The following is a 25,396-nucleotide window of genomic DNA, read 5'->3' on the forward strand; positions in this document are numbered from 1 at the left end:
CGACGCGGGCCCGGGACGCCCGGCCGGCGACGCGGGCCCGAGCCGCTCCGCCGCGCTCACGGCCGCTCCTCCCGCTCGCCGGCGGACGTGGACGCCACCGGCGGCGGCAGCGTGCTCTGCGGCGCCACCCGGGGGCCGCGCGCCGGGCCCCGGGTCAGCGTGGCGTCCAGCCGGTCCAGGTTCTTGCTCGCGGTCGAGGCGAGCTGCCAGGGCACGCTTGTCACCATCACGCCCGGCTCGAACAGCAGCCGCCCCTTGAGCCGCAGCGCGCTCTGGTTGTGCAGCAGGTTCTCCCACCAGCGCCCCACCACGTACTCCGGGATGAAGACGGTGACCACGTCGCGCGGCGACTCCCGGCGCACCGACGCGACGAAGTCGAGGATCGGGCGGGTGATCTCCCGGTACGGGGAGTCGATCACGGTCAGCGGCACCGGCAGCTCGCGGCGCTCCCAGTCGGCCTGGAGGTCGCGGGTGTCCTGCTCGTCCACGTTCACGGTGACCGCGGTGAGCGTGTCCGGGCGGGTGGCGCGGGCGTACGCGACGGCCCGCAGCGTCGGCTTGTGCAGCTTGCTCACCAGCACGATGGCGTGGTTGCGGGCGGGCAGCACACCCCGCTGCTCGGTCGGCTCCAGTTCCTCGGCGACCCGGTCGTAGTGGCGGCGGATGCCGAGCATCACCACGTACATCACGGCCATCGCGACGATCGCGATCCAGGCGCCGAGCAGGAACTTCGTGGCCAGCACGATGATCAGCACGACGCCGGTCATGGCCATGCCGAAGGTGTTGATCGACCGGGAGCGGATCATCCGGCGGCGCGCCTCCGGATCGCGCTCGTTGCGCAGGTGCCGGTTCCAGTGCCGGATCATGCCGGCCTGGGAGAGCGTGAACGAGACGAACACCCCGACGATGTAGAGCTGGATGAGCTTGGTCACCTCGGCCTGGAAGCCGACGATCAGCACCACCGCGAAGACGGCAAGGAAGAGGATGCCGTTGGAGAACGCCAGCCGGTCGCCGCGGGTGTGCAGCTGGCGGGGCAGGTAGCGGTCCTGGGCGAGGATCGAGCCGAGCACCGGGAAGCCGTTGAAGGCGGTGTTGGCGGCCAGGAACAGGATCAGCGCGGTCATCCCGGCGACCACGTAGAGCAGCACCGAGCCGCTGCCGAACACGGTCTCGCCGAGCTGGGTGGTGACGGTCTTCTGCACGTACCCGTCCGGGCCGGCGACGATCTGCGCGCTCGGGTCCTCGACGAACTGGAGACCGGTGAGGCGGGCCAGCCAGATGATGCCGACGAGCATGGCCACCGCGATGCCGCCGAGCAGCAGCAACGTGGTCGCGGCGTTCTTCGACTTCGGGCTCTTGAACGCCGGTACGCCGTTGGAGATCGCCTCGACGCCGGTGAGCGCGGCGCATCCGGAGGAGAACGTGCGCAGCAGCAGGAACACCAGCGCGAATCCGGTGACGCTGTGCTCGGCCTGGATCTCCAGGCCGGCGCTCGGCGCGCGCAGGTCGTCACCGAGCACGAAGATGCGGATCAGCCCGGTCAGCAGCATGCCGCCGATCACGATCACGAAGCCGTACGTGGGGATGGCGAAGGCGTTGCCCGACTCGCGCAGGCCGCGCAGGTTGATCGCGGTGAGCAGCACGACCGCGGTGACCGCGATGAGCACCTTGTGGGTGGCCACGAACGGCACCACCGAGCCGAGGTTCGCCACGCCGGAGGAGACCGAGACGGCGACGGTGAGCACGTAGTCCACGAGCAGCGCGCTCGCCACCGCGAGGCCGGCCTTGGGACCGAGGTTGACCGTCGCCACCTCGTAGTCCCCGCCGCCGGAGGGGTAGGCGTGCACGTTCTGCCGGTAGCTCGCCACCACCGTCAGCATGACCACGACGACCGCGAGCGCGACCCACGGCGAGAAGAAGTACGCCGAGGCGCCGGCGATGGACAGCGTCAGGAGGATCTCGTCCGGCGCGTACGCCACGCTGGAGAGCGCGTCGGAGGCGAAGACCGGCAGCGCGATGCGCTTCGGCAGCAGCGTGTGCTGCAGGCGGTCGGACCGGAACGGTCGACCGAGGAGGAGTCGCTTCAGCAGCGAGGTGGGTCGGGCCACAACCGCCAAGCGTACGACCACGGTGTCCGCGGCGTGGGGGTGGTCGATCTCCCCCGGGTGCGGGCACGCGGTACGGTTCGGTCCCCCGTCCCGCAGCGGGACGTGGCAGGCTCGCAGACGACGGGTCGGCGGGCGGCGCCGTGGGAGGAGCGGACACCGTGCATGTGGTGATCATGGGCTGTGGCCGGGTCGGGTCGACCCTGGCACACAGCCTGGAGTCGCGGGGACACTCGGTGGCGGTGATCGACCAGGACGCGGACGCGTTCCGCCGTCTCGGGCCCGACTTCGCCGGCATCACCGTCACGGGCGCGGGCTTCGACGGCGAGGTGCTGCGTCAGGCGGGCATCGAGCGGGCCGACGCGTTCGCGGCGGTGTCCAGCGGCGACAACTCCAACATCATCTCGGCCCGGCTGGCCCGGGAGACGTTCGGCGTGTCCCGGGTCGCGGCCCGCATCTACGACCAGCGCCGCGCCCAGGTCTACGAGCGGCTCGGCATCCCCACCGTGGCGACTGTCCGATGGACCGCCGACCGGATGCTGCGTCACCTGGTCCCCGAGGGCAACGTGGAGATCTTCCGCGACCCGACGAGCACCATCTCGATCATCGAGGTGCCGGTGCACAAGGACTGGATCGGCCGGCCGCTCAAGCAGCTGGAGCAGGCCGTCGGCGCGCGGGTGGCCTACCTGAACCGGTTCGGGATCGGCACGCTGCCCACCGTCTCCACCGTGGTGCAGGAGGGCGACCAGATCTTCATGCTGGTAACCGACGACGTCAACGGCCCGGTCACGTCGGGGGCGGCGGCGCCGCCGGAAGGGGGGCACTGAGCCATGCGGATCGCCATCGCCGGCGCCGGCAACGTGGGCCGCTCGATCGCCCAGGAGCTGATCGACAACGGCCACCAGGTGATGCTGATCGAGCGGCAGCCGAAGATGCTGCGGCCCGACCGGGTGCCGGCCGCCGACTGGGTGCTCGCCGACGCGTGCGAGCTGGCCAGCCTGGAGGAGGCGAACGTGGCCGGGTGCGACGTGGTGGTGGCCGCCACCGGCGACGACAAGGTCAACCTGGTGGTGTCGCTGCTGGCCAAGACCGAGTTCGCGGTGCCCCGCGTGGTGGCCCGGGTCAACCGGGCGGAGAACGAGTGGTTGTTCACCGAGCAGTGGGGCGTGGACGTCGCGGTCAGCAAGCCGCGGGTGATGGCGGCGCTGGTCGAGGAGGCGGTCACCGTCGGCGACCTGGTCCGGCTGATGACGTTCCGCCAGGGTGAGGCGAACCTGGTCGAGATCACGCTGCCGCCGACCGCGCCGTACGTGGGGCAGCCGATCCACGCGGTGCCGATCCCCCGGGACGCGGCGCTGGTGGCGGTCGTGCGCGGCAAGCGGGTGCTGGTGCCGACCCCGGACGACCCGATCGAGGCCGGCGACGAGCTGGTGTTCGTCTGCACCGCGGCGGTGGAGGACGACGTGCGCGCGGTGATTCTCGGCCCGGCCAGCGCGGACCGCCACCGGGACCGCTCCTGAGGCGTCAGGCGCCGGGCAGCGGGGTGGGTGCGGGCTCCCGGGTGACCCGGCGCACCACCCAGACCGTGATCAGCAGCAGCAGCGCGTACGGCGGGTAGCCCAGGGCGAGCCGGGCCACGCCGAGCGCGGTGTCCTGGTGGGCCAGGTAGAGCGCGGCCTGCACGCCGACCTTGGCCAGCCACACCACGCCCCAGAGCACGGTGAGCTGGGTGAAGGTGCGCACCAGCTTCGGGTCGTCGCGCCACTCGGAGCGGCCCTTGGCCACCAGCACCGACCAGATCCAGCCGACCAGCGGCTGCCGGATCGCGGCCGACAGCAGCAGCGCCAGGCCGTACCCGATGCCGTAGAGGATGCCCGGCAGGTAGAAGTCGCGCTCGTCGCCGGTGCGCAGCGCCAGCAGCGCGCCGATGCCGACGCCGAACAGACCGTTTACGGCGTGCCGCACCGGCTTGCGCTGGGCCAGCCGCAGCCCGGCGATCAGCAGCGCCACCGCCACCGAGGCGTACACGGCGGGGCGCAGCTCGCCGATCACGTTGGCGATCACGAAGACCACCACCGGGATGCTCGACTCGACCAGCCCGCGCCATCCGCCGAGCTGGTCGGCCATCTGCTCGGCGAGGCTCGGCAGCCGCTCCTCGTCCTGGGGGCCGAGGCCCGACGGGGTGTGCTGCTGTCCGGTCGTCACTTCGGCGACTCCAGCTCGTAGTACGGGTTGTAGATCACCTTGCGGTCGTCGCGCACCGCCACCCGGCCGCGCGCGGTCAGGTGCCGGCCCGGCTCGATCCCGGCGATGTGCCGGCGGCCCAGCCAGACCAGGGTCACCACGTCGTTGCCGTCGTACAGGTCGGCTTCGAGCGTCGGCAGGTTCGTGCGGGGCGTGTAGACGACGGTACGCAGCCGACCGGCCACCGACACCACCTGGCCCCTGTTGCACTGGTGGGCGGGGGTGCCGCCGGACTCGGCGCTCTCCCGGCGCAGCTCCTGCGCCTCGATCTCGGCCTCGCTCGCGGTGAGCCGGTGCAGGAGCCGCCGCAGCGACCCCCGGCTCTCGTCGGTCGTCATGACCTCCGCGTCACCTCTCCACAGCGGGGCCCCGCGGGCGGCGGAACCGTCCCGCCAGCGTACGCCGCCGTGGCCCGCCGGGGGGAGCGACGTGTCGCCGCCCCCGGACACACCGCGGCCCGGCGCCGATCGGCGCCGGGCCCGGGAACGCGTGGATCAGACCTCCTGCGCGTCGGCGGCCTGCTGCTCGGCGACCTCGCGGGGCAGCCGCAGCGGCAGCGGCTCGCGCACCGGCTTGGCCTCCTGGCCACGGTCGACGACCAGGCCGTCCAGGCAGGCCGCGAGCGGCCCGGTGGCGGCCGGGTCGGTGGCGGCCGCGCCCTGGAAGACGCCGCGCACCATCCAGCGCGGGCCGTCGATGCCGACGAACCGCAGGTCGGTCGGCCCGTCCGGGGTACGCACCCGGGCGCGCAGCTCGGGCCCGTGCTCCCCTTCGACCTCCTGGGCGGTCGCGCCGTCGCTGACGAGCGACTGGCGGATCTCCTCGCGCACCTCGTCCCAGATGCCCTCGGAACGGGGCGCGGCGAAGACGCCGAGCTGGAGCGCGTTCTGCCCGTGCACCAGCACGACCTGCTGGATCACGCCCTGCGGGTCGGCCTGGACCCGCACCTCGACGTCCGGCACCGCCGGGATCTGCAGGCTGCCCAGGTCGAGCCGAGGCGCGTCGGGCGCCTCGCTGACGTCGTACGGGCCGCGTGCCGGCGCCGACGAGGTCTCCTCGGCGTCGAGGACCCCATTGTCACGCGCCTCGTCGGCCCGCTTCCGGGAGAAGATCACTGCGCCCACCCTCCGCTGTTCACACTCACCCTGCCACCTCTTCGTTCTGCCCGCCGGACGGCGCCGGGACCAGTCCGGCGTGCCCGCCGGTGGACCCGTGCCCGCCCGTGCCACGCCGGGACTCGGGCAGCTCGGCCACCGGCCGGAACTCGGCCCGGGCGACCCGCTGGACCACGAGCTGCGCGATGCGGTCACCCCGGCTGATCGTGGCCGGCGTGTCCCGATCGTGGTTGATCAGGTTGACCAGGATCTCACCCCGGTAGCCGGCGTCGACCGTACCGGGCGCGTTGAGCACCGTCACGCCGAGTCTGGCCGCGAGTCCGGATCGGGGGTGCACCAGCCCGACGTAACCGTCCGGCAGCGCCACCGCCACGCCGGTGGGCACCAGGGCCCGGCCGCCGGGGGGCAGCTCGACGTCCGCGGCGGCCACCAGGTCCGCCCCGGCGTCGCCGGGATGGGCGTACGCCGGCAGTGGCAGCTCCGGGTCGAGCAGCCGCACGGGCACGGGTACGACGTCTGTCACGGTCATCCTCTTCCGTCCGGTCCTGCGGGGTGCCCCTGCCATCCTGCCGGTTGCCGGGCCGTCGACGCGCCGTACCCTCGTCTGTGTGCGTCAGTCGTCATCTGCGGCCGCCCCGACGGCCACCGCCGCGCCGTACGCGGAGCGCCTCGGGCTGCCCTGGTGGGCCTGGCCGGCCGGGCTGGCCACTGCCGCTCTGCTCGCGGTCGAGCTCTGGATGGGCGCGACCGGGGTACGGGCCTGGCTGCCGTTCGTGCTGCTGATCCCGGCCGCGGTGGCCGCCCTGTGGTGGCTGGGCCGGATCCGGGTCGAGGTGCGTGACGGCGAACTGCGGGTGGACGACGCCCACCTGCCGGTGCGGTACGTCGCGGACGTGGTGCCGCTGGACGCGTCCGGCCGGCGCGAGGTGCTCGGCGTCGGCTCCGACCCGCTCGCCTTCGTGGTGCAGCGGCCGTGGATCGGTGGCGCGGTGCAGGTGGTGCTCGACGATCCGGCCGACCCGACCCCGTTCTGGGTGGTCAGCACGCGGCACCCGGTCGAGCTGGCGACCGCCCTGCTGGCCGCCCGCGACGCGGCCTGACGGTCCACCCCGGCCCGCCTCCGCCACGTCCCGGCACGGGCCCGGTCAGGACGGCACCTCGGGCAGGGCACGCGCGGTACGCCGCAGGTCCTTGCGCAGTTGCTCGCCGAGCGCGCGGGTGGCCCGGCGGTTGAGGTAGCCCGCCACTGCGGCGCCGGTCAGGAACGGCCCGAGCGTGGTGAGGTTTCGCCCGAATCGGCGCATCAGGCTGTCCCGCAGTTCCCGGCGCGCGGCGGTGCCGAGCACCGCGCTCACCCCGACGCCCGGCATCATCGGGTTGATCCCCCGCTGGGTGGCCCAGGACTGCACGAGCGCCACGGCACGGCCGGTGCCCCCGGCCGGCAGCGGCACCCGGTGGACCTCGTGCAGCTCGCCGATCAGCTTCAGCTCGATCGCCACCACGGCCACCGTCTCGGCGGCCAGCAGGACGGGTGCGGAGAGCAGGGTGGGCGTCACCGCCCACTCGACGGCGGCGACCCCGCCGCCCGCGGCGCCGACCCCGGCGGTGGCGCGGGACGCGTTGCGGACCAGCCGGTCGGCGAGCGCCTCGTCGTCCAGGCCGGGGAAGTGCCGCCGCAGCGTGGCGAGGTCGCGGATCGGCACGTGCGGCGCGACCTCGGCGACCGTGTCGGTCATCCAGCGCGCCGCCGCGCGGGGCTTGAACAGGTCGGTGATGCCGCGGGCGCGGGCCTGCCCGACCAGCCGGGTGAGCAGTTGCCGCCGGCGGGCCGGCGCGATGTCGTCGACGGTCAGGGCGGCGACCGTGGCACCCAGCTCGTCGGTGTCCGGGCCGGTCGGATCGGGTGCCGTGTCCGGGCCGGTCGGTCCCGTGTCCGGTCCCGCCGCTGTCACGTCCGGGCCGGCCGGTGCCGGCCTCACCTGCGGAGCCGGGGTCCGATCGGCACCGGTTCCCTCGCTGCGCTCGCTCACCCGTCCGCCCTCCCGCTCCGCGCGGCGTGGCAGCCGCCCGTGACGAGTCAAGCAGCTCCCGGCCGCGCGCGCACGGCGGCGGCTCGAACAGCGGCGGCCCCGTCGAGGAGGCCGCCGCTGGTGTCCCCGTCCGGGGTCAGACGCACTCGCGGCAGATCAGGTCGCCGTTGCGCTCGACCGCCAGCTGGCTGCGGTGGTGGACCAGGAAGCAGCGGGCGCACCGGAACTCGTCCTGCTGCATCGGGAGGACCTTTACCGTGAGCTCCTCGTCGGCCAGATCGGCGCCGGGCAGCTCGAAGCTCTCGGCCACCTCGGCCTCGTCGACGTCCACGGCGCCCGACTGTGAGTCGACCCGCCGGGCCTTGAGCTCTTCCAGGCTGTCCTCGCCGAGGTCGACCTCGTCGCGACGCGGGGCGTCGTAGTCGGTGGCCATCGGTTTCACTCTCCAATATCGATATTGTCGCTGCCGGTTGTAACGCCGGACGACGCCGTTTCGGTTCCCCTGACCGGCCACCATCTCTGTCGGGCACCCGACCCGACGAGCGGTGGGCCGGGCTCGCCGGTGCGAAGTGCCCCCGGTGAGCGCGGAACGTTACCCCCCTGTGGGCGAGGCATGTATACCGCCCTCGCGGGAGAGATGTACGCCTCTGCGCCCGAAGTTGTTCCCAATGTGACTCAGGCGACACGAAGATAGGGGTAGTCCTACCGGTTCACCGCGTGGCGCGCCGGTATGTCGGACTGTTTCCACGCCTGAGCCGGACAAGCGTTAACCTCAGCGGCGTACTGGACGGCCGACCGGTCGCGGCCCGACCGCGTCGCCCGCCACCACCCAATCACTGTCCGGGGAGCGCCCAGGATGAGTTTTGCGCGAGTGCGGGCACTCGTTGTCGTCGGACTGCTGGCGGTCGTCGCCCTGGTCGTCGTGGTCGTCGCCGTGCTGAAGGACAGTCAGGGCACAGCCGGTACGGCGGACGCCTGCCCGGACGGCTGGCCGCTGGTCGACCTGCGGCTGCGGGAGCAGAAGGACGTCAAGATCAACGTCTACAACGCCACCGACGAGACCGGCCGGGCCGGCAGCGTCGCGGGCGACTTCCGCAACCGCAAGTTCCAGGTCAAGAACGTCGGCAACGAGAAGAAGGCGTTCGACGGCGTGGCCGAGCTGCGGTTCGGCCCCAAGGCCGTGGGCTCGGCGCACCTGCTGCGCGCGTACTTCCTGAACGAGGCCAACCAGAAGTTCGACGCGAACCGCAAGGACGACGTGGTCGACGTGGTCCTGGGCGAGCAGTACCAGCAGCTCGCCACCACCACCGAGGTCAACCAGTCGCTCGGCGACCTGGGCGCGCCGCAGGCCCCGACCGGCACCTGCCCGATGCCGATCGAGAAGTAGGCGGCGGGCGCGACGACGAGACGGGGCGGTCTCCCTCCGCGGAGGCCGCCCCGTCGCGCGCCCGGGTGCCGGTCACGGCCCGCCGGAGGCGTCCAGGTCGACCAGCCGGTCGTGCAGCGGCCCCTGCAGCGCCGGCGGCGCGGCGAGCACCAGGTCCGGGCCGGGCGGGCGGCCGGACAGGCCGGTCACCAGCAGTCCGGCCTCCCGGGCGACCAGCCCGCCGGCGGCCAGGTCCCAGTCGGCCAGACCCTTCTCGTAGTACGCGTCCACCCGTCCCTCGGCGGCCAGGCAGAGGTCGAGCGCGGCGGCACCCATCCGACGGATGTCCCGGATGTGCGGGATCAGCTCGGTCACCACCCGTGCCTGGTGGGCCCGGCGGCCGGCGTCGTAGCCGAACCCGGTGGCGACGAGCGCCTGCCCCAGTTCGGTGGCGGTCGAGCCGTGCAGCCGCTGCCCGTCGCGCCAGGCGCCGCCGCCGAGCGTCGCGGTCCACTCCTCGCCGGTGACGATGTTGCGGACCACGCCGGCGACCACCTCGCCGGCCACCTCGGCGGCCAGCGAGACGGCGCAGTACGGCAGCCCGTACAGGTAGTTCACGGTTCCGTCGATCGGGTCGAGGATCCAGCGCACGCCGTCGGGGTCGGCGGGGCCGGTCTCGCCCGCGCCGTACTCCTCGCCCAGCACCGCGTCACCGGGGCGCCGCTGCCGCAGCGCGGCGACCACCTGCCGCTCCACCGCCCGGTCGGCGGCCGTGACCACGTCCGTCACCGTGCTCTTGGTCGCGGCCACCGAGACGCCCTCGACCCGCATCCGGTACGCGGTGACGGCGGCCTCCCGGGCCACGTCGACAGCGATCGTGAGCAACTCCCGCGCCGTGGGCGTCGAGGTGATCATGTCTTTCCCCTTCCGGCACGATCGGGACCGGCCGTCTCGTGCGCGGGTATCATCCTTACAAAGTCCACATCTGCGCCGAATCTGCGGTCCCGGACCGCAGGTCCGCCGTGCGGCGCGGGATGATCGCGGCAGACGGCGTTACAATTCACCCTGCCCACGCGCCACGGACCGCCAGCGACCGGACGGCCCGGGACACGGGGGTCCTCAACGACTCGCCCGGCGCGGCCGTCCCACGCTGCGCCGGACGACCCGGCCGTGCTCGCTCTTTCGCCTCCGGAAGGTCTTCGTGACAGATCCCCGCCAGACCGGCGCCGACGTTCGCTCGCTCACCGACACCCTGATCGCCCACGCGCAGAGCGCCGGCGGCCAGCTCACGTCGGCCCAGCTCGCGCGCACCGTCGAGTCCGCTGAGGTGACCCCGGCCCAGGCCAAGAAGATCCTCCGCGCGCTCTCCGAGGCGGGCGTGACGGTGGTGGTGGACGGCTCGGCGAGCACCCGCCGCCGCGTCGCCGCCGCCCGGTCCGCCACCCCCGCCTCCCGCGCGACCACGGCCAAGACGACCAAGAAGGCCGCCGCGCCCGCCCCGAAGCAGGCGCCCGCCGCCGAGGAGTCGCCCGCCCCGGCCCCCCGGAAGGCGACCGCGCGCAAGGCCACCACCGCCGACGTGGCCAAGGCCGCGGCCCCGGCGAAGGCGACCAAGGCGACCCGCGCCACCAAGGCGACGGTGGCGGCCAAGACCGCCGCGGCCAAGCCGGCCAAGGCCGGCGGCAAGACCGAGGGCCCCGACGGGGAGATCGACCCGGAGGAACTGGCCGCCGAGATCGAGGACGTGGTGGTCGAGGAGCCGGCCGAGCTGACCAAGGCCGCCGAGGCCGACGCGGCCAGCTCCGCCACCGACAACGACTTCGAGTGGGACGACGAGGAGTCCGAGGCGCTCAAGCAGGCGCGCCGGGACGCCGAGCTGACCGCCTCCGCCGACTCCGTGCGGGCGTACCTGAAGCAGATCGGTAAGGTGCCGCTGCTCAACGCCGAGCAGGAGGTCGAGCTGGCCAAGCGGATCGAGGCCGGCCTCTACGCCGCCGAGCGGCTGCGCGCCGCCGACGAGGGCGAGGAGAAGCTGGTCCGCGATCTCCAGCGCGACCTGATGTGGATCTCCCGGGACGGCGAGCGGGCCAAGAACCACCTACTGGAGGCCAACCTGCGGCTCGTGGTCTCGCTGGCCAAGCGCTACACCGGCCGCGGCATGGCCTTCCTCGACCTCATCCAGGAGGGCAACCTCGGCCTCATCCGCGCGGTCGAGAAGTTCGACTACACCAAGGGCTACAAGTTCTCCACGTACGCCACCTGGTGGATCCGCCAGGCCATCACCCGCGCCATGGCCGACCAGGCCCGCACCATCCGCATCCCCGTGCACATGGTCGAGGTGATCAACAAGCTCGGCCGGATCCAGCGCGAGCTGCTCCAGGACCTGGGCCGCGAGCCCACCCCGGAGGAATTGGCCAAGGAGATGGACATCACACCGGAGAAGGTGCTGGAAATCCAGCAGTACGCCCGGGAGCCCATCTCGCTCGACCAGACCATCGGTGACGAGGGCGACAGCCAACTCGGCGACTTCATCGAGGACTCCGAGGCGGTCGTCGCTGTCGACGCGGTGTCGTTCTCACTGCTCCAGGACCAGCTCCAGCAGGTCCTCCAGACGCTGTCCGAGCGTGAGGCGGGCGTGGTGCGCCTGCGTTTCGGCCTCACCGACGGCCAGCCGCGCACTCTGGACGAGATCGGCCAGGTGTACGGCGTGACCCGGGAACGCATCCGGCAGATCGAATCCAAGACCATGTCCAAGTTGCGGCACCCCTCGCGTTCCCAGGTGCTCCGCGACTACCTGGACTGACCGCGCACGTCAACAAATCGTGCCGGTTTGATCACCAGCCGTAGAACACTGAACGGTGATCGGTCGGTTGCCTGTTTGTGATCGTTGACGTGGCACCCTTGGTGCACGGCACACTGTCTCCCACGCCAGGTGTGACCTCGGTCCCCCGCGGGCACACAGGGAAGGCAGGGCCCGAGATGGGTGTTGCACGATAGGTGAGCAACCGAAGAGAGTGTTCATCGGTGACGACCAGAGGAGGAAGGCGATGACCCCGACCCTCACGCCGCCGCCCGAGACGGTGAGCCCCCCGGCCGCCGATGAACGGTGCGACCGCTGCAATGCTGCCGGCAAGCTCCGCATCACTCTGGCGGGTGGGAGCGAGCTGGTGTTCTGTGGGCACCACGCGAACAAGTACGCGGAGGATCTCGTGAAGATCACCGTGCGCTACGCGTCGGACCCGGAGTTCAGCTGGCGAGGCGCCGATCTGATGGCGAACTGAGGTCCGACAAGAAGTCCACAACCCGACATGACCGGCCGGCGGCACCCGCAAGGGGAGCCGCCGGCCGGTTTTTCGTGCGGTGCGGTCTTGAGACGGTGCGGTGTTAAGAAGGGGCCCCTGCTCTACCGGAGGCGTTAACAGGGGGCCCTTCCTTACAAGGTCTGCACGGTGGCGATGCGCTCCTCGAGCTGCTCGATCGTGGCCTGCGCGCTAGGCGGGCCACCGCAGATCCGGCGCAGCTCGGCGTGGATCTTCCCGTGCGGCTGGCCGGTGTGGTGGTGGCGGGCGGCCACCAGGGCGTTCAGCTGCCGCCGTAGCGCCACCCGGCGCTGTGCGGCACTCATCGGTGGGGGCGCCACCGCCGGGGCCGCAGCGGCCGGCTCAGCGGTCCGCTGGGCGGCCCGGCGCTTCTGCGCGGCGAGCTGCTCGGCCTGCCGCTTGGTCAGCAGCAGCGAGACCTGGTCGGCGGTGAGCAGACCGGGCAGGCCGAGGTACTCCTCCTCCTCCGGGGTGCCGGCCTGGGCGGCGGTGCCGAACGACGCCCCGTCGAAGATCACCTGGTCCAGCTCGGCGGTCGCGGAGAGCGCGGCGAAACGCTTCTCCAGCTCACCGCTGGCGCCGTCGTCGCGCTGGGCGCGCTCCAGCAGGTCGTCGTCGAAGCCCTCGCGGTCCTTCGGCTTGCCGAGCACGTGGTCCCGCTCGGCCTCCATCTCGCTGGCGAGCCCGAGCAGGTGCGGCACGCTGGGCAGGAACACCGACGCGGTCTCGCCGGAACGGCGGGCCCGGACGAACCGGCCGATCGCCTGCGCGAAGTACAGCGGGGTGCTGGCGCTCGTCGCGTACACGCCGACCGCCAGCCGGGGGATGTCGACACCCTCGGACACCATCCGCACCGCGACCAGCCACCGTTGCTGCGAGGCGGCGAACGTCGCGATCCGCGCGGACGCGCCCTGGTCGTCGGAGAGCACCACGGCGGCCTTCTCACCGGTCACCTGCTCCAGCAGCTTCGCGTACGAGCGGGCCACCTGCTGGTCGCTGGCGATGACCAGGCCGCCCGCATCAGCCATGCCGTTGGCTCGTAGCACCGTCAACCGGGCGTCGGCGGCACGCAGCACCTGCGGCATCCAGTCGCCGGCCGGGTCCAGCGCGGTCCGCCACGCCTGGGCGACCAGGTCCTGGGTCATCGGCTCGCCGAGGCGGGCGGCCAGTTCCTCCCCGGCGTTGGTGCGCCACCGGGTCTCCCCCGAATACGCCAGGAACAGCACCGGCCGCACCACGCCCTCGCGCAGCGCGTCGGAGTAGCCGTAGACCGAGTCGGCGCGGGAGCGCAGCAGCCCGTCGCCGCCGCGCTCGTAGGTGACGAACGGGATCGGGTTGTCGTCGGAGCGGAACGGCGTACCGGTGAGCATCAGCCGGCGTACCGCGGGATCGAACGCCGCCTTGACGCCGTCGCCCCAGGTACGGGAGTCGCCGGCGTGGTGGATCTCGTCGAGGACGACCAGCGTGCGGCGGGTCATGGTGCGCCGCCGGTGCACCTGCGGCGCCATGCCGACCTGGGCGTACGTGACCACCGCGCCGTGGAAGTCGGCGGCGGAGTGCAGGTCGGCGTTGCGGAACGCGGCGTCGAGCTGGATGCCGACCCGGGCGGCGGCCTGCGCCCACTGGGTCTTCAGGTGCTCGGTCGGCGCGACCACGGTGACCGCCTCGACGGTGCCGTCGGCGAGCAACTCGGCGGCGATGCGCAGCGCGAACGTGGTCTTACCGGCGCCCGGCGTGGCGACCGCTGTGAAGTCCTCGGTCCGGCGGCGCAGGTACTCCACGAGCGCCTTGCGTTGCCAGGCGCGCAGGGGCGGGAACGTGTCGAGCGCCGGCATCCGCGGTGGCACGCGTAGCTCCTCTCCGCCGCGGACGGCGGCGGGCCCGCCCGGGGCCACGGGAGCCGCCGCCCATGAAAACGCCCTCGCGCATCCGGTGCCGCGAAGGCCGGTTCAGCATAACCAGCGCGGGCCGGACACCCCACTCGACGCCACGCCCGTCACATCCGCCCACCCCGGCGCACGGCGCGAGCCGCCGGACGATCACGAGGTAGGCGGCGTCCCGGCGTGGGACGGGCGCGAGACGCGGGTCAGGGCAGTGGTCCCCGGGTGCCGGTACGCGGCGGTCGCAGCGTCGCCACCGGGGCGGACCAGCGGCGGCGCAGGGCGACCAGACGCAGCCCGAACACGAACAGCGCGGCGCCGGTGAGCGGCACGGCGGTGGCCTGTCCGCACGCCGACAGCAGCGCCACCGCGACCGAGCCGGCGAGCGCCGCGAGCGCGTAGATCTCCCGGCGCAGCACCACCGGGATCTCGCCGGTCAGCAGGTCCCGGCCCAACCCGCCGCCGATCGCGGTGAGCATGCCGATCATGCAGGCGCCGACCGCCGGCACGGCGGCGTCGAGGGCCTTGAGCGTGCCGGTGACGGTGAACAGGCCGAGACCCGCCGCGTCCAGCACCAGCACCGTGGTGCGCAGCCGGGCGAGTTGGGGATGCAGCCAGAACACGGCCGCGGCGGTGACCGCCGCGGTTGCGGCGTAGCGCCAGTCGGCGAACGCCAGCGGGGGCACCTCGTCGATGACCAGGTCGCGGAAGATGCCGCCGCCGAGGGCGGCGACCACGCCGACGAAGACCACCCCGAACAGGTCGAGCCGTTTCGCCACCGCCGCTGAGGCGCCGGAGGCGGCGAAGACCGCCACGCCGGTCAGGTCGGCGAGCAGAAGGGCGGTGGAGGTGGTCACCGCCGCAGGTTACGTCCAGGGGCGGCGGAGCCGCCCGGGATCACTCGGCGTACGAGTCGTAGATCTCCTTGCACTTCGGGCAGACCGGGGAGCCCGGCTTGGCCGCCTTGGTGACCGGGAACGTCTCGCCGCAGAGCGCGACCACGTAGGTGCCCATGACGGCACTCTCGGCGATCTTCTCCTTGCGGACGTAGTGGAACATCTCCGGACCAGTGTCCGCGTCCTTCAGCTCGGGACGCTCGAGGATCTCTGTGCTCACGACTCCACCTCCCGCGTCCCAGTTTTGCAGGTCGATCCGCCCCGGTCCACCTGGGCCCCGGCCGGAAGCGGCCCGTACGGTAACCGACGTGACCAACTTTCACATCAGTCTCGGTAGTGAGGTGGCCGACGCCCTGCGGGACGGCCGCCCGGTCGTGGCGTTGGAGAGCACGATCGTCTCGCACGGGCTGCCCCGGCCGGACAACCTGCGCGTGGCACGCGAGATCGAGCAGGCGGTACGGGACGCGGGCGCGGTGCCGGCCACCATCGGCATGGTCGCCGGCGAGCTGCGGGTGGGGCTGGACGACACCCAGCTCACCCGGCTCGCCACCGTCGACGGCGTGAGCAAGCTCTCGGTCCGCGACCTGGCCCCGGCGGCGGCGACGGGCGCGGACGGCGCCACCACAGTCGCGGCCACGAGCGCGGTCGCGGCGGCGGCCGGGATCGGCGTGTTCGCCACCGGCGGGCTCGGCGGCGTGCACCGGGAGGCGGCGCAGACGTTCGACGAGTCGGCCGATCTGGTCACGCTGGCCCGGACGCCGATCGCCGTGGTCTGCGCCGGGGTGAAGTCGATCCTCGACGTGGGCGCCACGCTGGAGCGGCTGGAGACGCTCGGGGTGGGCGTGGTCGGTTACCGCACCCGCCGCTTCCCCGGCTTCTACCGCACCGACGCGGGCTTCGACCTGGACTGGTCGGTCGAGTCGCCGGAGCAGGTGGCGGACGTGCTGGCCGCCCGCGCGGCGCACGGCGTGCACCACGGCGGGCTGGTGGTGGCCAACCCGCTGCCCGCCGACGAGCAGCTCGATCCGGCGCTGCACGACCGCACGCTCGCCGAGGGACTGGCCGCGCTGGCGCGCCAGGGGGTCACCGGCAAGGCGGTCACGCCGTTCCTGCTGTCGCACTTCCACTCCGCGACCGAGGGCGCCAGCCTGGCCGTCAACGTCCGGATCATCCTGCGCAACGCCGACCTCGCGGCCCGGATCGCGGTCGCCGTGGCGGCGGCCCGACGCACTCGCACCCCATGACCGAACGCACCGAGCGCAGCGAGGGCCGTGCGGACATGCCCAGCCAGCACTCCATGAGCGGGAGGCCGCGCGTCGTCGTCGTCGGCGACGTGATCACCGACGTGCTCGCGGTGCTGTCCGGGCCGCTCGCGACCGGCTCGGACACCGCGGCCGGGATCCGGTTCAGCGGCGGCGGGCAGGCGGCGAACACCGCGGCCTGGCTCGCCGGGCAGGGCGCGGCGGTGACGCTCGTCGCCGCCGTCGGCGACGACGAGACCGGCCGGGAACGGGTGGCCGAGCTGACCCGGATCGGTGTCGACTGCGTGGTGGAGCGGCACGAGGGTTACCCGACCGGCACCGTCATCGTGCTCGCCCACGACGGGGAGCGCACGATGATCAGCCAGCGGGGCGCGAACCTGCGGCTGACCGCCGGGCACGTGGACGCGGCGCTGGCCGCCGCGCCCGACGCCGGGCATCTGCACCTGTCCGCGTACACCCTGTTGGACGTCGGGTCGCGCGGCGCCGGCCTGCGCGCGCTGGCCACCGCCCACGAGCGCGGGCTGACCGTCAGCGTCGACGCGGCGTCCGCGGCGCCGCTGCGGCGCGTCGGCGGGGCGTTCCTGACCTGGGTACGCGACGTCGACCTGCTGCTGGTCAACACGGACGAGGCGACGGTGCTGGCCGGCGGGCTGGACCCGGCGGCGCAGGCGCGGGCGCTGACCGCGGTGGCGCACCGGGTGGTGGTCAAGCGCGGCGCGGCGGGGGCGGTGTGGGTGGAGCGCGGCGGAGTGGTGGAGTTCGCGCCCGCGCCCGGGGTGGACGTGGTGGACGTGACGGGCGCCGGGGACGCGTTCGCGGCCGGGCTGCTCACCGCGTGGCTGGCCGGTGCCGGCCCGCGTGCCGCGCTGGGGCGGGCCGGTGACCTGGGCGCGCTGGCGGTGACGACCGTGGGCGCCCGCCCGGCACCCTGACGCGGGCGGCCGGTCCGGGCGGTGTTCCGCCCGGACCGGTCAGGGCTCGGCGTCGATGATCTTGTGCGGGTTCTCCTGCGCGGTCAGCGCGGTGGGGGCGGGCTCCTCGCGGCGCCGGTGGTGGAAACGGTTCGCCAGGCGGTGCTCCTCCTTCGGCGGCCGGTCGTTCGCCAGCAGCACCGCCAGCCAGGGCACGAGCACCATGCCGAGCGCGCACAGCGGCAGCCAGAGCCAGAGCAGCGGGGCCTTCGCGCCGACCAGGATCGCGCCCGCGACCAGACACGCGACCCGGATGGCCATCATCAGCACGTACCGCTTCTGCCGGCTGTTGAGCTGGTCGTCCTGGCTGCGCGGGGCGTCGGTGATCAGTATCGGCTGGTACGCCTGACGCTTCACCACGGACCTCCTACGAGGGGATAGGGCCCATCCTGTCACTCCGGACGGCTGATCGGCGAGAATCGTGACAGGCGACTGCGTGTTACGCGCGTGGTACGCTTCGTCCCGTGGCCAACCGGTTCAGCTTCACCGACGAGGCGCTGGCGAACCTGCGGGTCGACGACGTCACACCGACGAGGAGGCGGTCACGATGCACCGCGACGAGGCGACCAAGCGGTTCCACGCCGGGGGCGACGCGTTCGCCGACCTGATCGACGACACGTCACCGGCGCAGCTACCCACCCCCGACACCGACGTGCCGATGGTCAGCCGGTCGGTCCGGCTCCCACTGGAGACCTACGAGCGGGTCCGCGCCGCCGCCGACGCGCGCGGCATCGGCGTTACCACGCTGATGCGGCAGTGGATCGAGGCCGGTCTGGCCGACCTGGACGACTCCGCCACCGTCTCGCTGGCCGACGTACGCCGCGCGCTGGCGTCGCTGTCCCGCCCGACCGCCACCTGACGGCTCACGCCTCCGGGCCGGCCTCGCCGAGCATCTCCCGGCCGATCGGCGAGGCGGAGGGCTCCGGCGGCCGGTGCCAGGCCCGGCGGGCGTCCGCGAATGCGACGAGCGCCAGCACGAGGGCCACCGCACCGAGCGCGTACATCGCCGGCACGGCCGCCAGCGCGGGCAGGAGCAGCACCAGGACCAGGACCAGGACCAGGACCAGGACCAGCATCCCGGCCAGCCGGGGGCGGGACACCCGGCCGAAGATCTCGTACTCGAACCGGGAGCGGGCGGCGAGGAACAGCGCCGGGCCGCCCACCACGAAGACCAGCCAGCTCGGCCGGGCCGTGTCGTACGGGTGGGCGATGACCAGCTCGTAACCGACAGCGGCGCTGAGCACGCCGAGCACCATGAACAGGTGGGTCTGCGCGGCCGACTCGGCCAGCCGCCCCGGCGTGCCGGCCATCCGCAGGGCCTCGGCCAGCAGATGACCGGCCCGGTAGAAGTAGATGCGCCAGAGCAACGCGGTGATCACGAACGAGATCGCGAACGCCGCCGCCGCGTCGACGGAGAACTCCTTCCCGCTGTACGTCATGCCGATCACCAGGATCGACTCCCCGAGCGCGATGAGGAAGATCTGCTGGTAGCGCTCGGCGAGGTGCTCCCCGGCGACCAGCCACTGCCGGATACGCGACGCCCCGATCCCCGGCAGCGGCCAGCCGCGAAACGTGCCGAGGTAGTCCACGGTCAGCGCGACGACCCACAGCGGCAGGCGCACGTCGGCCATCAGGGCACCGGCGATCCACAGCGGCGCGCCGGCCGCCGCCCAGGCGGCCAGCCGCAGCGGCACCAGGCGCCGCGGGTGCCCGCGCAACGCCGCCGCGATGACCAGCGGCCGGCCGACCATCACCACCACGTACGCGAGCGCGAACGGCAGCGCCCGTTCCTCCAGCGCACGGGGCAGCGTCACCCCCAGCACCAGGCTGCCGAACATGGTGCCGACCACCACGGTCTGGATGGCGACGCGCTCCGGCTCGTACCGGCTGGTGACCCAGGTGGTGATCGTCCAGACGTGCCAGAGCACCAGGAACAGCAGCAGGGTCTTGCCCACCTCGGCGGCCACCGCACCGGGCGAGCCGTCGAGTCCGCCTATCAGCCGCTGCGAGACCCGGGTCAGTGCGAACACGAAGACCAGGTCGAAGAAGAGCTCCAGGAACGTGGCCCGCCCGGGACTGGACCCGGTACGCAGCAGCGCCCCGCCCCGCTGCTCGGTCATCGTCGGCCCCCGTCCCCCGTCCTGGCGACAAACGACAGGGACGGTGGGCCGGTTGCGGCGGCGGGCGGCGGATCAGCCCTTCGCGGCCTTCGCCTCCGCCTTCATCCGCTGCTTGAACTCGCGTACCCGGCGCAGCGACTCCGGATCGGTCACGTCCGCGACCGACCGGTGGGCGTCGGCGTCGCCGTAGTCGCCGGCCGCCTCGCGCCAGCCGTCCGGGGTGATCCCGAACCGCTTGCCGAGCAACGCGACGAAGATCTGCGCCTTCTGCCGGCCGAACCCGGGCAGCTCACCCACCCGGCGCAGCAGCTCCCGGCCGTCGGTCACGTCGGACCAGAGCCGGGCCGGGTCGCCGTCGTAGCGCTCGACGAGGGCCCGGCACACCTCCTGCACGCGGGCCGCCATCGCCTTGGGGAACCGGTGCAGCGCGGGCGCCCGGGCGAAGACCTCCACGAGCGCCTCCGGGTCGTACCCGGCCAGTTCCGCGGCGTCGGGCTCGTGGCCGAGCCGCTGCGCCAGCACGTACGGGGAGGAGAACGCCTTCTCCATCGGCACCTGCTGGTCCAGCACCATGCCGAGGAGCAGGGCCAGCGGGCTGCGTGCCAGCAGTTCGTTGGCCTGCGGGTCGATGGGCAGTGACAGCGTCATGGGGACATAGTGCCGCGCCGCGCCGCCGACCGGGCGGCGACTCCCCGGCGACGTGACGCGGCCCGGCGGACCCCTGCGAGGTCCACCGGGCCGCGGCCCACCGGGTGGTCAGGTCACCCGTGTCGTCAGTTGACGACGAAGAGCAGCCGGTTCGGTGAGCCCGAGCCGGGGTTGGTCACCTTGCCGGTGGTGGCGTTGCTGGTCAGGTAGCTGGCCACCTGAGCCGGGGTGTAGGAGGTGTTCGCGGACAGGACGAGCGCCGCCGCGCCGGCCACGTGCGGGGACGCCATCGAGGTGCCGCTGATCGTGTTTGTCGAGGTGTCGCTGGTGCGCCACGCGGAGGTGATCGACGAACCCGGGGCGAAGATGTCCACGCAGGAGCCGTAGTTGGAGAAGGACGACCGCGCGTCGCTGCTGGTGGTCGAGCCGACGGTGATCGCCGCGCCGACCCGGGCGGGCGAGGAGTTGCACGCGTTGGCGCTGGAGTTGCCGGCCGCGAGCGCGTACGTGATGCCGGAGTTGATCGAGTTGACCACCGCGTTGTCAAGCGTGCTGCTGGCGCCGCCGCCGAGGCTCATGTTGGCGACGGCCGGCTTCACCGCGTTCGAGGTGACCCAGTTGACGCCGCTGATCACACCGGCGGTGGTGCCGCTGCCGGAGCAGTTGAGCACCTTGACGGCCACCAGGCGCACGCCCTTCGCCACGCCGTACTTGGTGCCGCCGACCGTGCCGGCGACGTGGGTGCCGTGGCCGTTGCAGTCGGTGTTGTTGGTGTCGACCGTGTTGGTGCCCCAGGTGGCCCGGCCGCCGAAGTCGGTGTGCGTGGTGCGGATGCCGGTGTCGATGATGTAGGCGCGCACGTTGCTGGCGGTGTTCGGATAGGTGAAGGTGCCGTTGAGCGGCAGGTTGCGCTGGTCGATCCGGTCCAGGCCCCAGGTGGCGCCGGTCTGGGTGCCCTGGGTGGTCATCACGCGGTCCTGCTCGACGTACGCGACGGCCGGGTCGGCGGCGAGCCGGCGAGCCTGGGCGGGGGTCATCTTCGCGCTGTAGCCGGTGAGAGCGGAGCTCCACACCGTGCCGACGTTTCCGCCGTAGCGCTTGGCCAGGCCGGCGGCCCGGTCCGGTACGGCGGTGCGGGCGGCGAGGCTGTTCGCGGTGCCGACCGCGTCGCCCTTGAGCACGACCACGTAGCTGCCGCTGACGGCGTCCGCGGCGCCGGCGTACCGGATCTCCCCGGTGGGCGCGGCGAGAGCGGGCGTGGAGGCGGCGGCGGCGAAGGCCGCGGCGGCGGCCGTGACGGCGAGCGCACGCAGCGCGCGCCGCCGGGGAAGGGACACGTCGGGCATCGTCTGGCTCCCTACCGGGGCGGCCCGGCTTGTGGCCGGATCGCCCTCATCGACTGATGTTGGCAGGAATGCTAACCAGAGATCGATAAACATGAAAGAGATAGTTACCGATAGATGCGGTCGGCGTTATGGATTCGGCGGGTGCCGCGCCACGCCGGGCGGCGCCCGGGGCAGGATGGGCACGTGGACCGTCACGACATGCTGCTCTCCCCCGCCGGGATCGACGCGCTGCGCACCGCGCTGACGCTCGCCCGCTTCACCGCCAACGGGATCGCCGACCGCCTGGGCCCGCAGGGCACCGGCGCGGTGGCCCGCAACGACTACCGGGCCGCGCTGCGCGCCACCCAGGACCGGGACCGGCTGGCCACGCTGATCCGGGTCTTCATCTGCGACCAGACCGAGCCGGAGGCGGCGGTCGCCGCCGCGCTGGCCCCGCTCGCCGTGGACGAGGCGCTGGCCGGGGGCATCGTGGAGCGGCACGGCGACGGCCTGCGCGCCGGGGTCGACCTGGAGCCGTACGGGGACGACTGGTGGGTGCTCGCCGACGTGCCAGCCGCCGCACGGCCCGGGCGCCCGCTGCACGCCGAGCACGTGCTGGGCATCGGCGGCGCCACCCAGACGCTGATCTCTGCCGCCGTACGCCCGGCCGTGGACACCGCACTCGACCTCGGTACCGGCTCCGGCGTCCAGGCGCTGCACCTGGGCACCCACGCCCGCCGGGTCACCGCCACCGACGTCTCGGAGCGGGCGCTGCGGTTCGCCGCGACCACCGCCGCGCTCAACGGGCAGGACTGGGAGCTGCTGCGCGGGGACATGGTCGCCCCGGTGGCCGGGCGTCGCTTCGACCTGGTGGTCAGCAACCCGCCGTTCGTGGTCGGCCCGGGCACCACCACGCACGTCTACCGGGACTCCGGGCGGGTCGGCGACGCGATCGGCGCGGAGCTGGCCGCCGCCGCGCCGGGCCTGCTCACCGAGGGCGGCACCATGCAGTACCTGGCGAACTGGGTGCACGTCACCGGCGAGGACTGGGCCGAGCGGGTCACCGGCTGGTTCGGCGGAACCGGCCTGGACGCCTGGGTCATCCAGCGCGAGGTGGCCGACCCGATGGCGTACGTGAACCTCTGGCTCACCGACGTCGGCGAGAGCGCCGACCCGCAGCGGATGGCCGCCTGGCTGGACTGGTTCGACGCGCACAAGGTCGAGGCGGTCGGCTTCGGCATCGTCTCGCTGCGCCGCTCCGGGCACGACCAACCGGTCGTCCGGGTGGAGGACCTGCGCCAGCGCGTCGAGCCGCCGCTGGGCGACCGGATCGGCGAGTGGTTCGCCCGGCAGGACTGGCTGCGCGCCCGGGACACCGAGGCGATGCTCGCCGCCCGCTACCGCGCCGCCGAAGGGCTCCAGCTGCGGCAGGAGGCCACCATGGGCGACGACGGCTGGGCGGTGGACCGGCAGGTCCTGGCCACGCCCCGCGGCCTGCGCTGGTCGGAGGAGATCGACCCGCTGGTACTCGCCCTGGTCGGCGGCGCCGACGGCCGCCTGCCGCTGCGCGACCAGCTCGCCCTGCTCGCCGCCGCGCACGACGTGGCGCCGGACGAGCTGGCCGAGGCGGCCGGACCGATCGTGGCGCACCTGGTCGAGCGCGGCATCGTCGAGCCGGTGACCGACTGATGCGAGCGGTGGTGCAGACGGTCGGCCGGGCCCGGGTGACAGTCGACGACGAGGTGACCGGGGAGATCGCCGACGGGCTGCTGGTGCTGCTCGGTGTCACCCACACCGACACCCCGCAGGTGGCCGCCACGATGGCCCGCAAGCTGCACGAACTGCGCATCCTCGACGACGAGCGCAGTGCCGCGGACGTCGGGGCGCCACTGCTCGTGGTCAGCCAGTTCACGCTCTACGGCGACGCCCGCAAGGGCCGGCGGCCGAGCTGGACCGCCGCCGCGCCCGCCGAGGTGGCCGAACCCCTGGTGGACGCCGTGGTCGAACAGTTGCGTGGCCGGGGCGCGAAGGTGGAGACCGGCCGCTTCCGCGCCCACATGCTCGTGGAGAGCGTCAACGTCGGTCCCCGCACCCTCGTGCTCGACCTCTAGGAGAACAGTCCGCGACGGGACAGCGACTGACGCAGCCAGCCGTCGAGCTGCGCGGCCCAGTCGGTACGGTCCGCCGTCGCGTGGTCCACCGTGAACCGGCCGAACGCGTCCCGGCCCTCGGTGAACAGGCCGCCCCGCTTGTCCAGCTCCAGCACCACGTGCACCTGGCGCGGATCGGTCACGAAGGTGACCTCCAGCTGGTTCATCGCGCCCGCGTACTGCGGCGCCGGGTAGAACTCGATCTCCTGGTAGAAGGGCAACTGCTGGTGCAGGCCGTAGATGTGTCCACGCTCGACGTCGGCGCGGGCGAAGCGGAAACCCAGCCGTAGCAGCGCCTCCAGCAACCGCTCGTGGGCGGGCAGCGGGTGCACCGACACGGCGTCCATGTCGCCCTTGTCCACCGCCCGCGCCACCTCCAGCTCGGTACGCAGACCCATCGTCATGCCGTGCAGGTGCTGGCCGTACAGGTCGGTCAGCGGCGTCTCCCAGGGCACCTGGTAGCGGAACGGCACGTCGTGCCGCTGCCCCGGCTCCAGCCGGAACGGGCCGGTCATCTGGGCCCGGCCGAACTCCTGGTTGACGTCGTACTCCGAATCGGAACTCTCCACCTCGACCCGCGTGACCAGGCCGAGTGCGACGTAGCTCACGTCCACCGGGTGGTCGCCGCCGACCACCTGGATCCGGCCCTCCAGAACGCCGCCCGGGCGGCAGTTCGGGTTGGCCAGCACCGTCTCCACCGACGGTCCGCCCACACCCATCGCCTGCATGAGCCGCTTGAAGACCACCACGTTCTCCGATCGTCAGTGCCGCACCGGCCCCGACGGCCGGTCGCTGGCACGGTAACCGTGCCGGGCAAGCGGATGCCGGATTCCCGCGAGGATTCCTGTCGGGTCTCCGATCGCCTCACTCCCGTCTCACGCCCCGACCGCCAAGCTGTTTGTCATCGGCCACCACCGCGTGGGCGGCACGGGACCGGTAGGCACGTCGGACACGGGGAGAACAGAGATGACCCAGCAGATGATCGAGCACAAGGACATGGACGTCACCCTCACGGACCTCGACGCCACCGACGAGCGCGGCGTCTCCACCGACCTGGTCCGGGCGTACCTGAACGGCATCGGCCGCACCAAGCTGCTCACCGCGGCGCAGGAGGTCGAGCTGAGCAAGCGGATCGAGGCCGGCCTCTTCGCCGAGGAGAAGCTGGCCACCTGCACCCCCGTCTCCGCCGAGCTGCGCGCGGACCTGACGCTGATCGTGGCCGAGGGCCGCGCCGCCAAGGACCACCTGCTGGAGGCGAACCTGCGGCTGGTGGTGAGCATCGCCAAGCGGTACACCGGCCGCGGCATGGCCTTCCTCGACCTCATCCAGGAGGGCAACCTCGGCCTCATCCGCGCGGTCGAGAAGTTCGACTACACCAAGGGCTACAAGTTCTCCACGTACGCCACCTGGTGGATCCGCCAGGCCATCACCCGCGCCATGGCCGACCAGGCCCGCACCATCCGCATCCCGGTGCACATGGTCGAGCAGGTCAACCGGATGGTCCGGGTACGCCGCGAGCTGTCGGTGACGCTGGGCCGCGAGCCGAATGTGAGCGAGGTGGCGGTGGCGCTGGAGATCCCCGAGTTCCAAGTGATCGAGCTGATCTCCTACGACCGGGAGCCGGTCAGCCTGGACCAGGCGGTCGGCGAGGACGGCGAGAGCGCCCTCGGCGACTTCGTCGCCGCTGTCGACCCGCGCGCCGAGCCGGGCGACGCCGCCGCGAACGGCGAGCTGCGCAACGAGGTACGCATCGTGCTGGCCACCCTGTCGCAGCGGGAGCAGGCGGTGATCCGGTTGCGTTTCGGCCTGGACGACGGCCGCCAGCGCACGCTGGACGAGGTCGGCCGCGAGTTCGGCCTGTCCCGGGAACGGATCCGGCAGATCGAGAAGGTCACGCTGCTCAAGCTGCGCGACCCGGAGCGGGCGAACCGGCTGGAGGCGTACGCCTGCTGATCCACACCCGG

28 protein-coding genes are annotated in these 25,396 nt (G+C 73.0%); 12 read left to right on the plus strand and 16 right to left on the minus strand.

Annotated features, from left to right (window positions below):
- Positions 1–56 precede the first annotated feature (56 nt).
- A complete protein-coding gene (locus GA0070215_RS08965) occupies positions 57–2,108 on the minus strand; it encodes an APC family permease (protein WP_091044295.1) in 2,052 nt (683 codons plus the stop codon).
- Between the two features lie 158 nt (positions 2,109–2,266).
- Here GA0070215_RS08965 and GA0070215_RS08970 point away from each other — a divergent pair, with 158 nt between their 5' ends.
- Entirely contained in the window at positions 2,267–2,932 is a 666-nt protein-coding gene (locus GA0070215_RS08970; RefSeq protein ID WP_026268043.1) for a potassium channel family protein, read from the plus strand.
- A 3-nt stretch (positions 2,933–2,935) separates the two neighbouring features.
- The gene (locus GA0070215_RS08975) at positions 2,936–3,625 is read left to right on the plus strand and encodes a potassium channel family protein (RefSeq protein ID WP_018786019.1); all 690 of its coding nucleotides are present in this window, start codon (positions 2,936–2,938) and stop codon (positions 3,623–3,625) included.
- A 4-nt stretch (positions 3,626–3,629) separates the two neighbouring features.
- On the opposite strand, the gene GA0070215_RS08980 is transcribed toward GA0070215_RS08975, so the two are convergent.
- From GA0070215_RS08980 to dut, 4 genes are all read right to left on the minus strand, one after another.
- Positions 3,630–4,310: a DUF3159 domain-containing protein gene (locus GA0070215_RS08980; protein WP_018786018.1), complete on the minus strand. Its 681-nt coding sequence runs from the start codon at positions 4,308–4,310 to the stop codon at positions 3,630–3,632.
- The gene (locus GA0070215_RS08985; RefSeq protein WP_013284795.1) at positions 4,307–4,687 is read right to left on the minus strand and encodes an OB-fold nucleic acid binding domain-containing protein; all 381 of its coding nucleotides are present in this window, start codon (positions 4,685–4,687) and stop codon (positions 4,307–4,309) included. Before GA0070215_RS08985 ends, GA0070215_RS08980 begins: the two co-directional genes overlap by 4 nt.
- 156 nt (positions 4,688–4,843) lie before the next feature.
- Positions 4,844–5,464: a DUF3710 domain-containing protein gene (locus GA0070215_RS08990; protein WP_091044297.1), complete on the minus strand. Its 621-nt coding sequence runs from the start codon at positions 5,462–5,464 to the stop codon at positions 4,844–4,846.
- Between the two features lie 25 nt (positions 5,465–5,489).
- Complete coding sequence (gene dut / locus GA0070215_RS08995) at positions 5,490–5,987, minus strand: dUTP diphosphatase (protein WP_208600307.1); 498 nt, start codon at positions 5,985–5,987, stop codon at positions 5,490–5,492.
- A gap of 85 nt (positions 5,988–6,072) precedes the next feature.
- Between dut and GA0070215_RS09000 the strand changes: the two genes are divergently transcribed.
- The gene (locus tag GA0070215_RS09000; RefSeq protein ID WP_018786014.1) at positions 6,073–6,564 is read left to right on the plus strand and encodes a DUF3093 domain-containing protein; all 492 of its coding nucleotides are present in this window, start codon (positions 6,073–6,075) and stop codon (positions 6,562–6,564) included.
- 45 nt (positions 6,565–6,609) lie between these two features.
- Here the strand turns inward: GA0070215_RS09000 and GA0070215_RS09005 are convergent, their stop codons facing one another.
- Positions 6,610–7,416 (minus strand): hypothetical protein, encoded by an 807-nt coding sequence (locus GA0070215_RS09005; RefSeq protein WP_091044300.1) that lies wholly within the window; start codon positions 7,414–7,416, stop codon positions 6,610–6,612.
- 214 nt (positions 7,417–7,630) lie between these two features.
- Complete coding sequence (locus GA0070215_RS09010; protein ID WP_013284790.1) at positions 7,631–7,927, minus strand: DUF4193 domain-containing protein; 297 nt, start codon at positions 7,925–7,927, stop codon at positions 7,631–7,633.
- Between the two features lie 438 nt (positions 7,928–8,365).
- On the opposite strand from GA0070215_RS09010, the gene GA0070215_RS09015 reads away from it, so the two are divergent.
- Positions 8,366–8,881 (plus strand): LytR C-terminal domain-containing protein, encoded by a 516-nt coding sequence (locus GA0070215_RS09015; protein ID WP_208600312.1) that lies wholly within the window; start codon positions 8,366–8,368, stop codon positions 8,879–8,881.
- A 72-nt stretch (positions 8,882–8,953) separates the two neighbouring features.
- On the opposite strand, the gene GA0070215_RS09020 is transcribed toward GA0070215_RS09015, so the two are convergent.
- Positions 8,954–9,775, minus strand: a complete 822-nt coding sequence (locus GA0070215_RS09020) for an inositol monophosphatase family protein (protein ID WP_018786011.1) — start codon at positions 9,773–9,775, stop codon at positions 8,954–8,956.
- A gap of 286 nt (positions 9,776–10,061) precedes the next feature.
- Here GA0070215_RS09020 and GA0070215_RS09025 point away from each other — a divergent pair, with 286 nt between their 5' ends.
- Together GA0070215_RS09025 and GA0070215_RS09030 are read left to right on the plus strand one after the other, a co-directional pair.
- Complete coding sequence (locus GA0070215_RS09025) at positions 10,062–11,663, plus strand: RNA polymerase sigma factor (RefSeq protein ID WP_018786010.1); 1,602 nt, start codon at positions 10,062–10,064, stop codon at positions 11,661–11,663.
- A gap of 244 nt (positions 11,664–11,907) precedes the next feature.
- A complete protein-coding gene (locus GA0070215_RS09030) occupies positions 11,908–12,141 on the plus strand; it encodes a DUF7455 domain-containing protein (protein WP_013284786.1) in 234 nt (77 codons plus the stop codon).
- Between the two features lie 152 nt (positions 12,142–12,293).
- Here GA0070215_RS09030 and GA0070215_RS09035 read toward each other — a convergent pair whose 3' ends face one another.
- From GA0070215_RS09035 to GA0070215_RS09045, 3 genes are all read right to left on the minus strand, one after another.
- The gene (locus tag GA0070215_RS09035) at positions 12,294–14,015 is read right to left on the minus strand and encodes a DEAD/DEAH box helicase (RefSeq protein WP_018786009.1); all 1,722 of its coding nucleotides are present in this window, start codon (positions 14,013–14,015) and stop codon (positions 12,294–12,296) included.
- A 251-nt stretch (positions 14,016–14,266) separates the two neighbouring features.
- Positions 14,267–14,917, minus strand: a complete 651-nt coding sequence (locus GA0070215_RS09040; protein ID WP_018786008.1) for a trimeric intracellular cation channel family protein — start codon at positions 14,915–14,917, stop codon at positions 14,267–14,269.
- Positions 14,918–14,957: 40 nt separating this feature from the next.
- Positions 14,958–15,176, minus strand: a complete 219-nt coding sequence (locus GA0070215_RS09045) for a DUF3039 domain-containing protein (protein ID WP_018786007.1) — start codon at positions 15,174–15,176, stop codon at positions 14,958–14,960.
- 88 nt (positions 15,177–15,264) lie between these two features.
- Between GA0070215_RS09045 and GA0070215_RS09050 the strand changes: the two genes are divergently transcribed.
- Both GA0070215_RS09050 and GA0070215_RS09055 read left to right on the plus strand, forming a co-directional pair.
- A complete protein-coding gene (locus GA0070215_RS09050; RefSeq protein WP_091043951.1) occupies positions 15,265–16,200 on the plus strand; it encodes a pseudouridine-5'-phosphate glycosidase in 936 nt (311 codons plus the stop codon).
- Between the two features lie 53 nt (positions 16,201–16,253).
- The gene (locus tag GA0070215_RS09055; RefSeq protein WP_091044303.1) at positions 16,254–17,150 is read left to right on the plus strand and encodes a carbohydrate kinase family protein; all 897 of its coding nucleotides are present in this window, start codon (positions 16,254–16,256) and stop codon (positions 17,148–17,150) included.
- Positions 17,151–17,189: 39 nt separating this feature from the next.
- Here the strand turns inward: GA0070215_RS09055 and GA0070215_RS09060 are convergent, their stop codons facing one another.
- On the minus strand, positions 17,190–17,546 hold the full coding sequence (locus GA0070215_RS09060) for a DUF3099 domain-containing protein (RefSeq protein ID WP_026268038.1): 357 nt from the start codon (positions 17,544–17,546) through the stop codon (positions 17,190–17,192).
- A gap of 190 nt (positions 17,547–17,736) precedes the next feature.
- Here GA0070215_RS09060 and GA0070215_RS09065 point away from each other — a divergent pair, with 190 nt between their 5' ends.
- Positions 17,737–18,048 carry a hypothetical protein gene (locus tag GA0070215_RS09065; protein ID WP_018786003.1) on the plus strand — a complete coding sequence of 104 codons (312 nt, stop codon included), beginning with the start codon at positions 17,737–17,739 and terminating at the stop codon, positions 18,046–18,048.
- 4 nt (positions 18,049–18,052) lie between these two features.
- Here the strand turns inward: GA0070215_RS09065 and GA0070215_RS09070 are convergent, their stop codons facing one another.
- The 3 genes from GA0070215_RS09070 to GA0070215_RS09080 form a co-directional block, all read right to left on the minus strand.
- Entirely contained in the window at positions 18,053–19,309 is a 1,257-nt protein-coding gene (locus tag GA0070215_RS09070) for a low temperature requirement protein A (protein ID WP_091043954.1), read from the minus strand.
- A 72-nt stretch (positions 19,310–19,381) separates the two neighbouring features.
- Positions 19,382–19,957, minus strand: coding sequence for an HhH-GPD-type base excision DNA repair protein (locus GA0070215_RS09075; protein WP_091043957.1), 576 nt, complete (start codon positions 19,955–19,957; stop codon positions 19,382–19,384).
- A 125-nt stretch (positions 19,958–20,082) separates the two neighbouring features.
- On the minus strand, positions 20,083–21,303 hold the full coding sequence (locus GA0070215_RS09080) for a S8 family peptidase (protein WP_018786000.1): 1,221 nt from the start codon (positions 21,301–21,303) through the stop codon (positions 20,083–20,085).
- A 183-nt stretch (positions 21,304–21,486) separates the two neighbouring features.
- Here GA0070215_RS09080 and GA0070215_RS09085 point away from each other — a divergent pair, with 183 nt between their 5' ends.
- Positions 21,487–22,971 carry a DUF7782 domain-containing protein gene (locus GA0070215_RS09085; RefSeq protein WP_208600308.1) on the plus strand — a complete coding sequence of 495 codons (1,485 nt, stop codon included), beginning with the start codon at positions 21,487–21,489 and terminating at the stop codon, positions 22,969–22,971.
- Positions 22,971–23,393, plus strand: a complete 423-nt coding sequence (gene dtd / locus GA0070215_RS09090; RefSeq protein WP_018785998.1) for a D-aminoacyl-tRNA deacylase — start codon at positions 22,971–22,973, stop codon at positions 23,391–23,393. Before GA0070215_RS09085 ends, dtd begins: the two co-directional genes overlap by 1 nt.
- Here dtd and GA0070215_RS09095 read toward each other — a convergent pair.
- Positions 23,390–24,178 (minus strand): sporulation protein, encoded by a 789-nt coding sequence (locus GA0070215_RS09095; RefSeq protein ID WP_091044311.1) that lies wholly within the window; start codon positions 24,176–24,178, stop codon positions 23,390–23,392. The two genes, dtd and GA0070215_RS09095, sit on opposite strands and share 4 nt — an antisense overlap.
- 220 nt (positions 24,179–24,398) lie before the next feature.
- Between GA0070215_RS09095 and sigB the strand changes: the two genes are divergently transcribed.
- On the plus strand, positions 24,399–25,385 hold the full coding sequence (sigB, locus tag GA0070215_RS09100; protein WP_091043961.1) for an RNA polymerase sigma factor SigB: 987 nt from the start codon (positions 24,399–24,401) through the stop codon (positions 25,383–25,385).
- The last annotated feature ends 11 nt before the right edge of the window (positions 25,386–25,396 follow it).

This window comes from Micromonospora marina, from assembly GCF_900091565.1.
GTDB lineage: Bacteria > Actinomycetota > Actinomycetes > Mycobacteriales > Micromonosporaceae > Micromonospora > Micromonospora marina.

What these genes read in the sequence shown, in the direction of transcription:
- sigB (WP_091043961.1), top strand. Translation starts at nt 24,399, where the DNA reads ATGACCCAGCAGATGATCGAGCACAAGGACATGGACGTCACCCTCACG.
- GA0070215_RS08985 (WP_013284795.1), bottom strand. Translation starts at nt 4,687, where the DNA reads ATGACGACCGACGAGAGCCGGGGGTCGCTGCGGCGGCTCCTGCACCGG.
- GA0070215_RS09020 (WP_018786011.1), bottom strand. Translation starts at nt 9,775, where the DNA reads ATGATCACCTCGACGCCCACGGCGCGGGAGTTGCTCACGATCGCTGTC.
- GA0070215_RS09075 (WP_091043957.1), bottom strand. Translation starts at nt 19,957, where the DNA reads ATGACGCTGTCACTGCCCATCGACCCGCAGGCCAACGAACTGCTGGCA.
- GA0070215_RS09010 (WP_013284790.1), bottom strand. Translation starts at nt 7,927, where the DNA reads ATGGCCACCGACTACGACGCCCCGCGTCGCGACGAGGTCGACCTCGGC.
- GA0070215_RS09055 (WP_091044303.1), top strand. Translation starts at nt 16,254, where the DNA reads ATGAGCGGGAGGCCGCGCGTCGTCGTCGTCGGCGACGTGATCACCGAC.
- GA0070215_RS09035 (WP_018786009.1), bottom strand. Translation starts at nt 14,015, where the DNA reads ATGCCGGCGCTCGACACGTTCCCGCCCCTGCGCGCCTGGCAACGCAAG.
- GA0070215_RS09030 (WP_013284786.1), top strand. Translation starts at nt 11,908, where the DNA reads ATGACCCCGACCCTCACGCCGCCGCCCGAGACGGTGAGCCCCCCGGCC.
- GA0070215_RS08975 (WP_018786019.1), top strand. Translation starts at nt 2,936, where the DNA reads ATGCGGATCGCCATCGCCGGCGCCGGCAACGTGGGCCGCTCGATCGCC.
- GA0070215_RS09070 (WP_091043954.1), bottom strand. Translation starts at nt 19,309, where the DNA reads ATGACCGAGCAGCGGGGCGGGGCGCTGCTGCGTACCGGGTCCAGTCCC.
- GA0070215_RS09065 (WP_018786003.1), top strand. Translation starts at nt 17,737, where the DNA reads ATGCACCGCGACGAGGCGACCAAGCGGTTCCACGCCGGGGGCGACGCG.
- GA0070215_RS09080 (WP_018786000.1), bottom strand. Translation starts at nt 21,303, where the DNA reads ATGCCCGACGTGTCCCTTCCCCGGCGGCGCGCGCTGCGTGCGCTCGCC.
- dtd (WP_018785998.1), top strand. Translation starts at nt 22,971, where the DNA reads ATGCGAGCGGTGGTGCAGACGGTCGGCCGGGCCCGGGTGACAGTCGAC.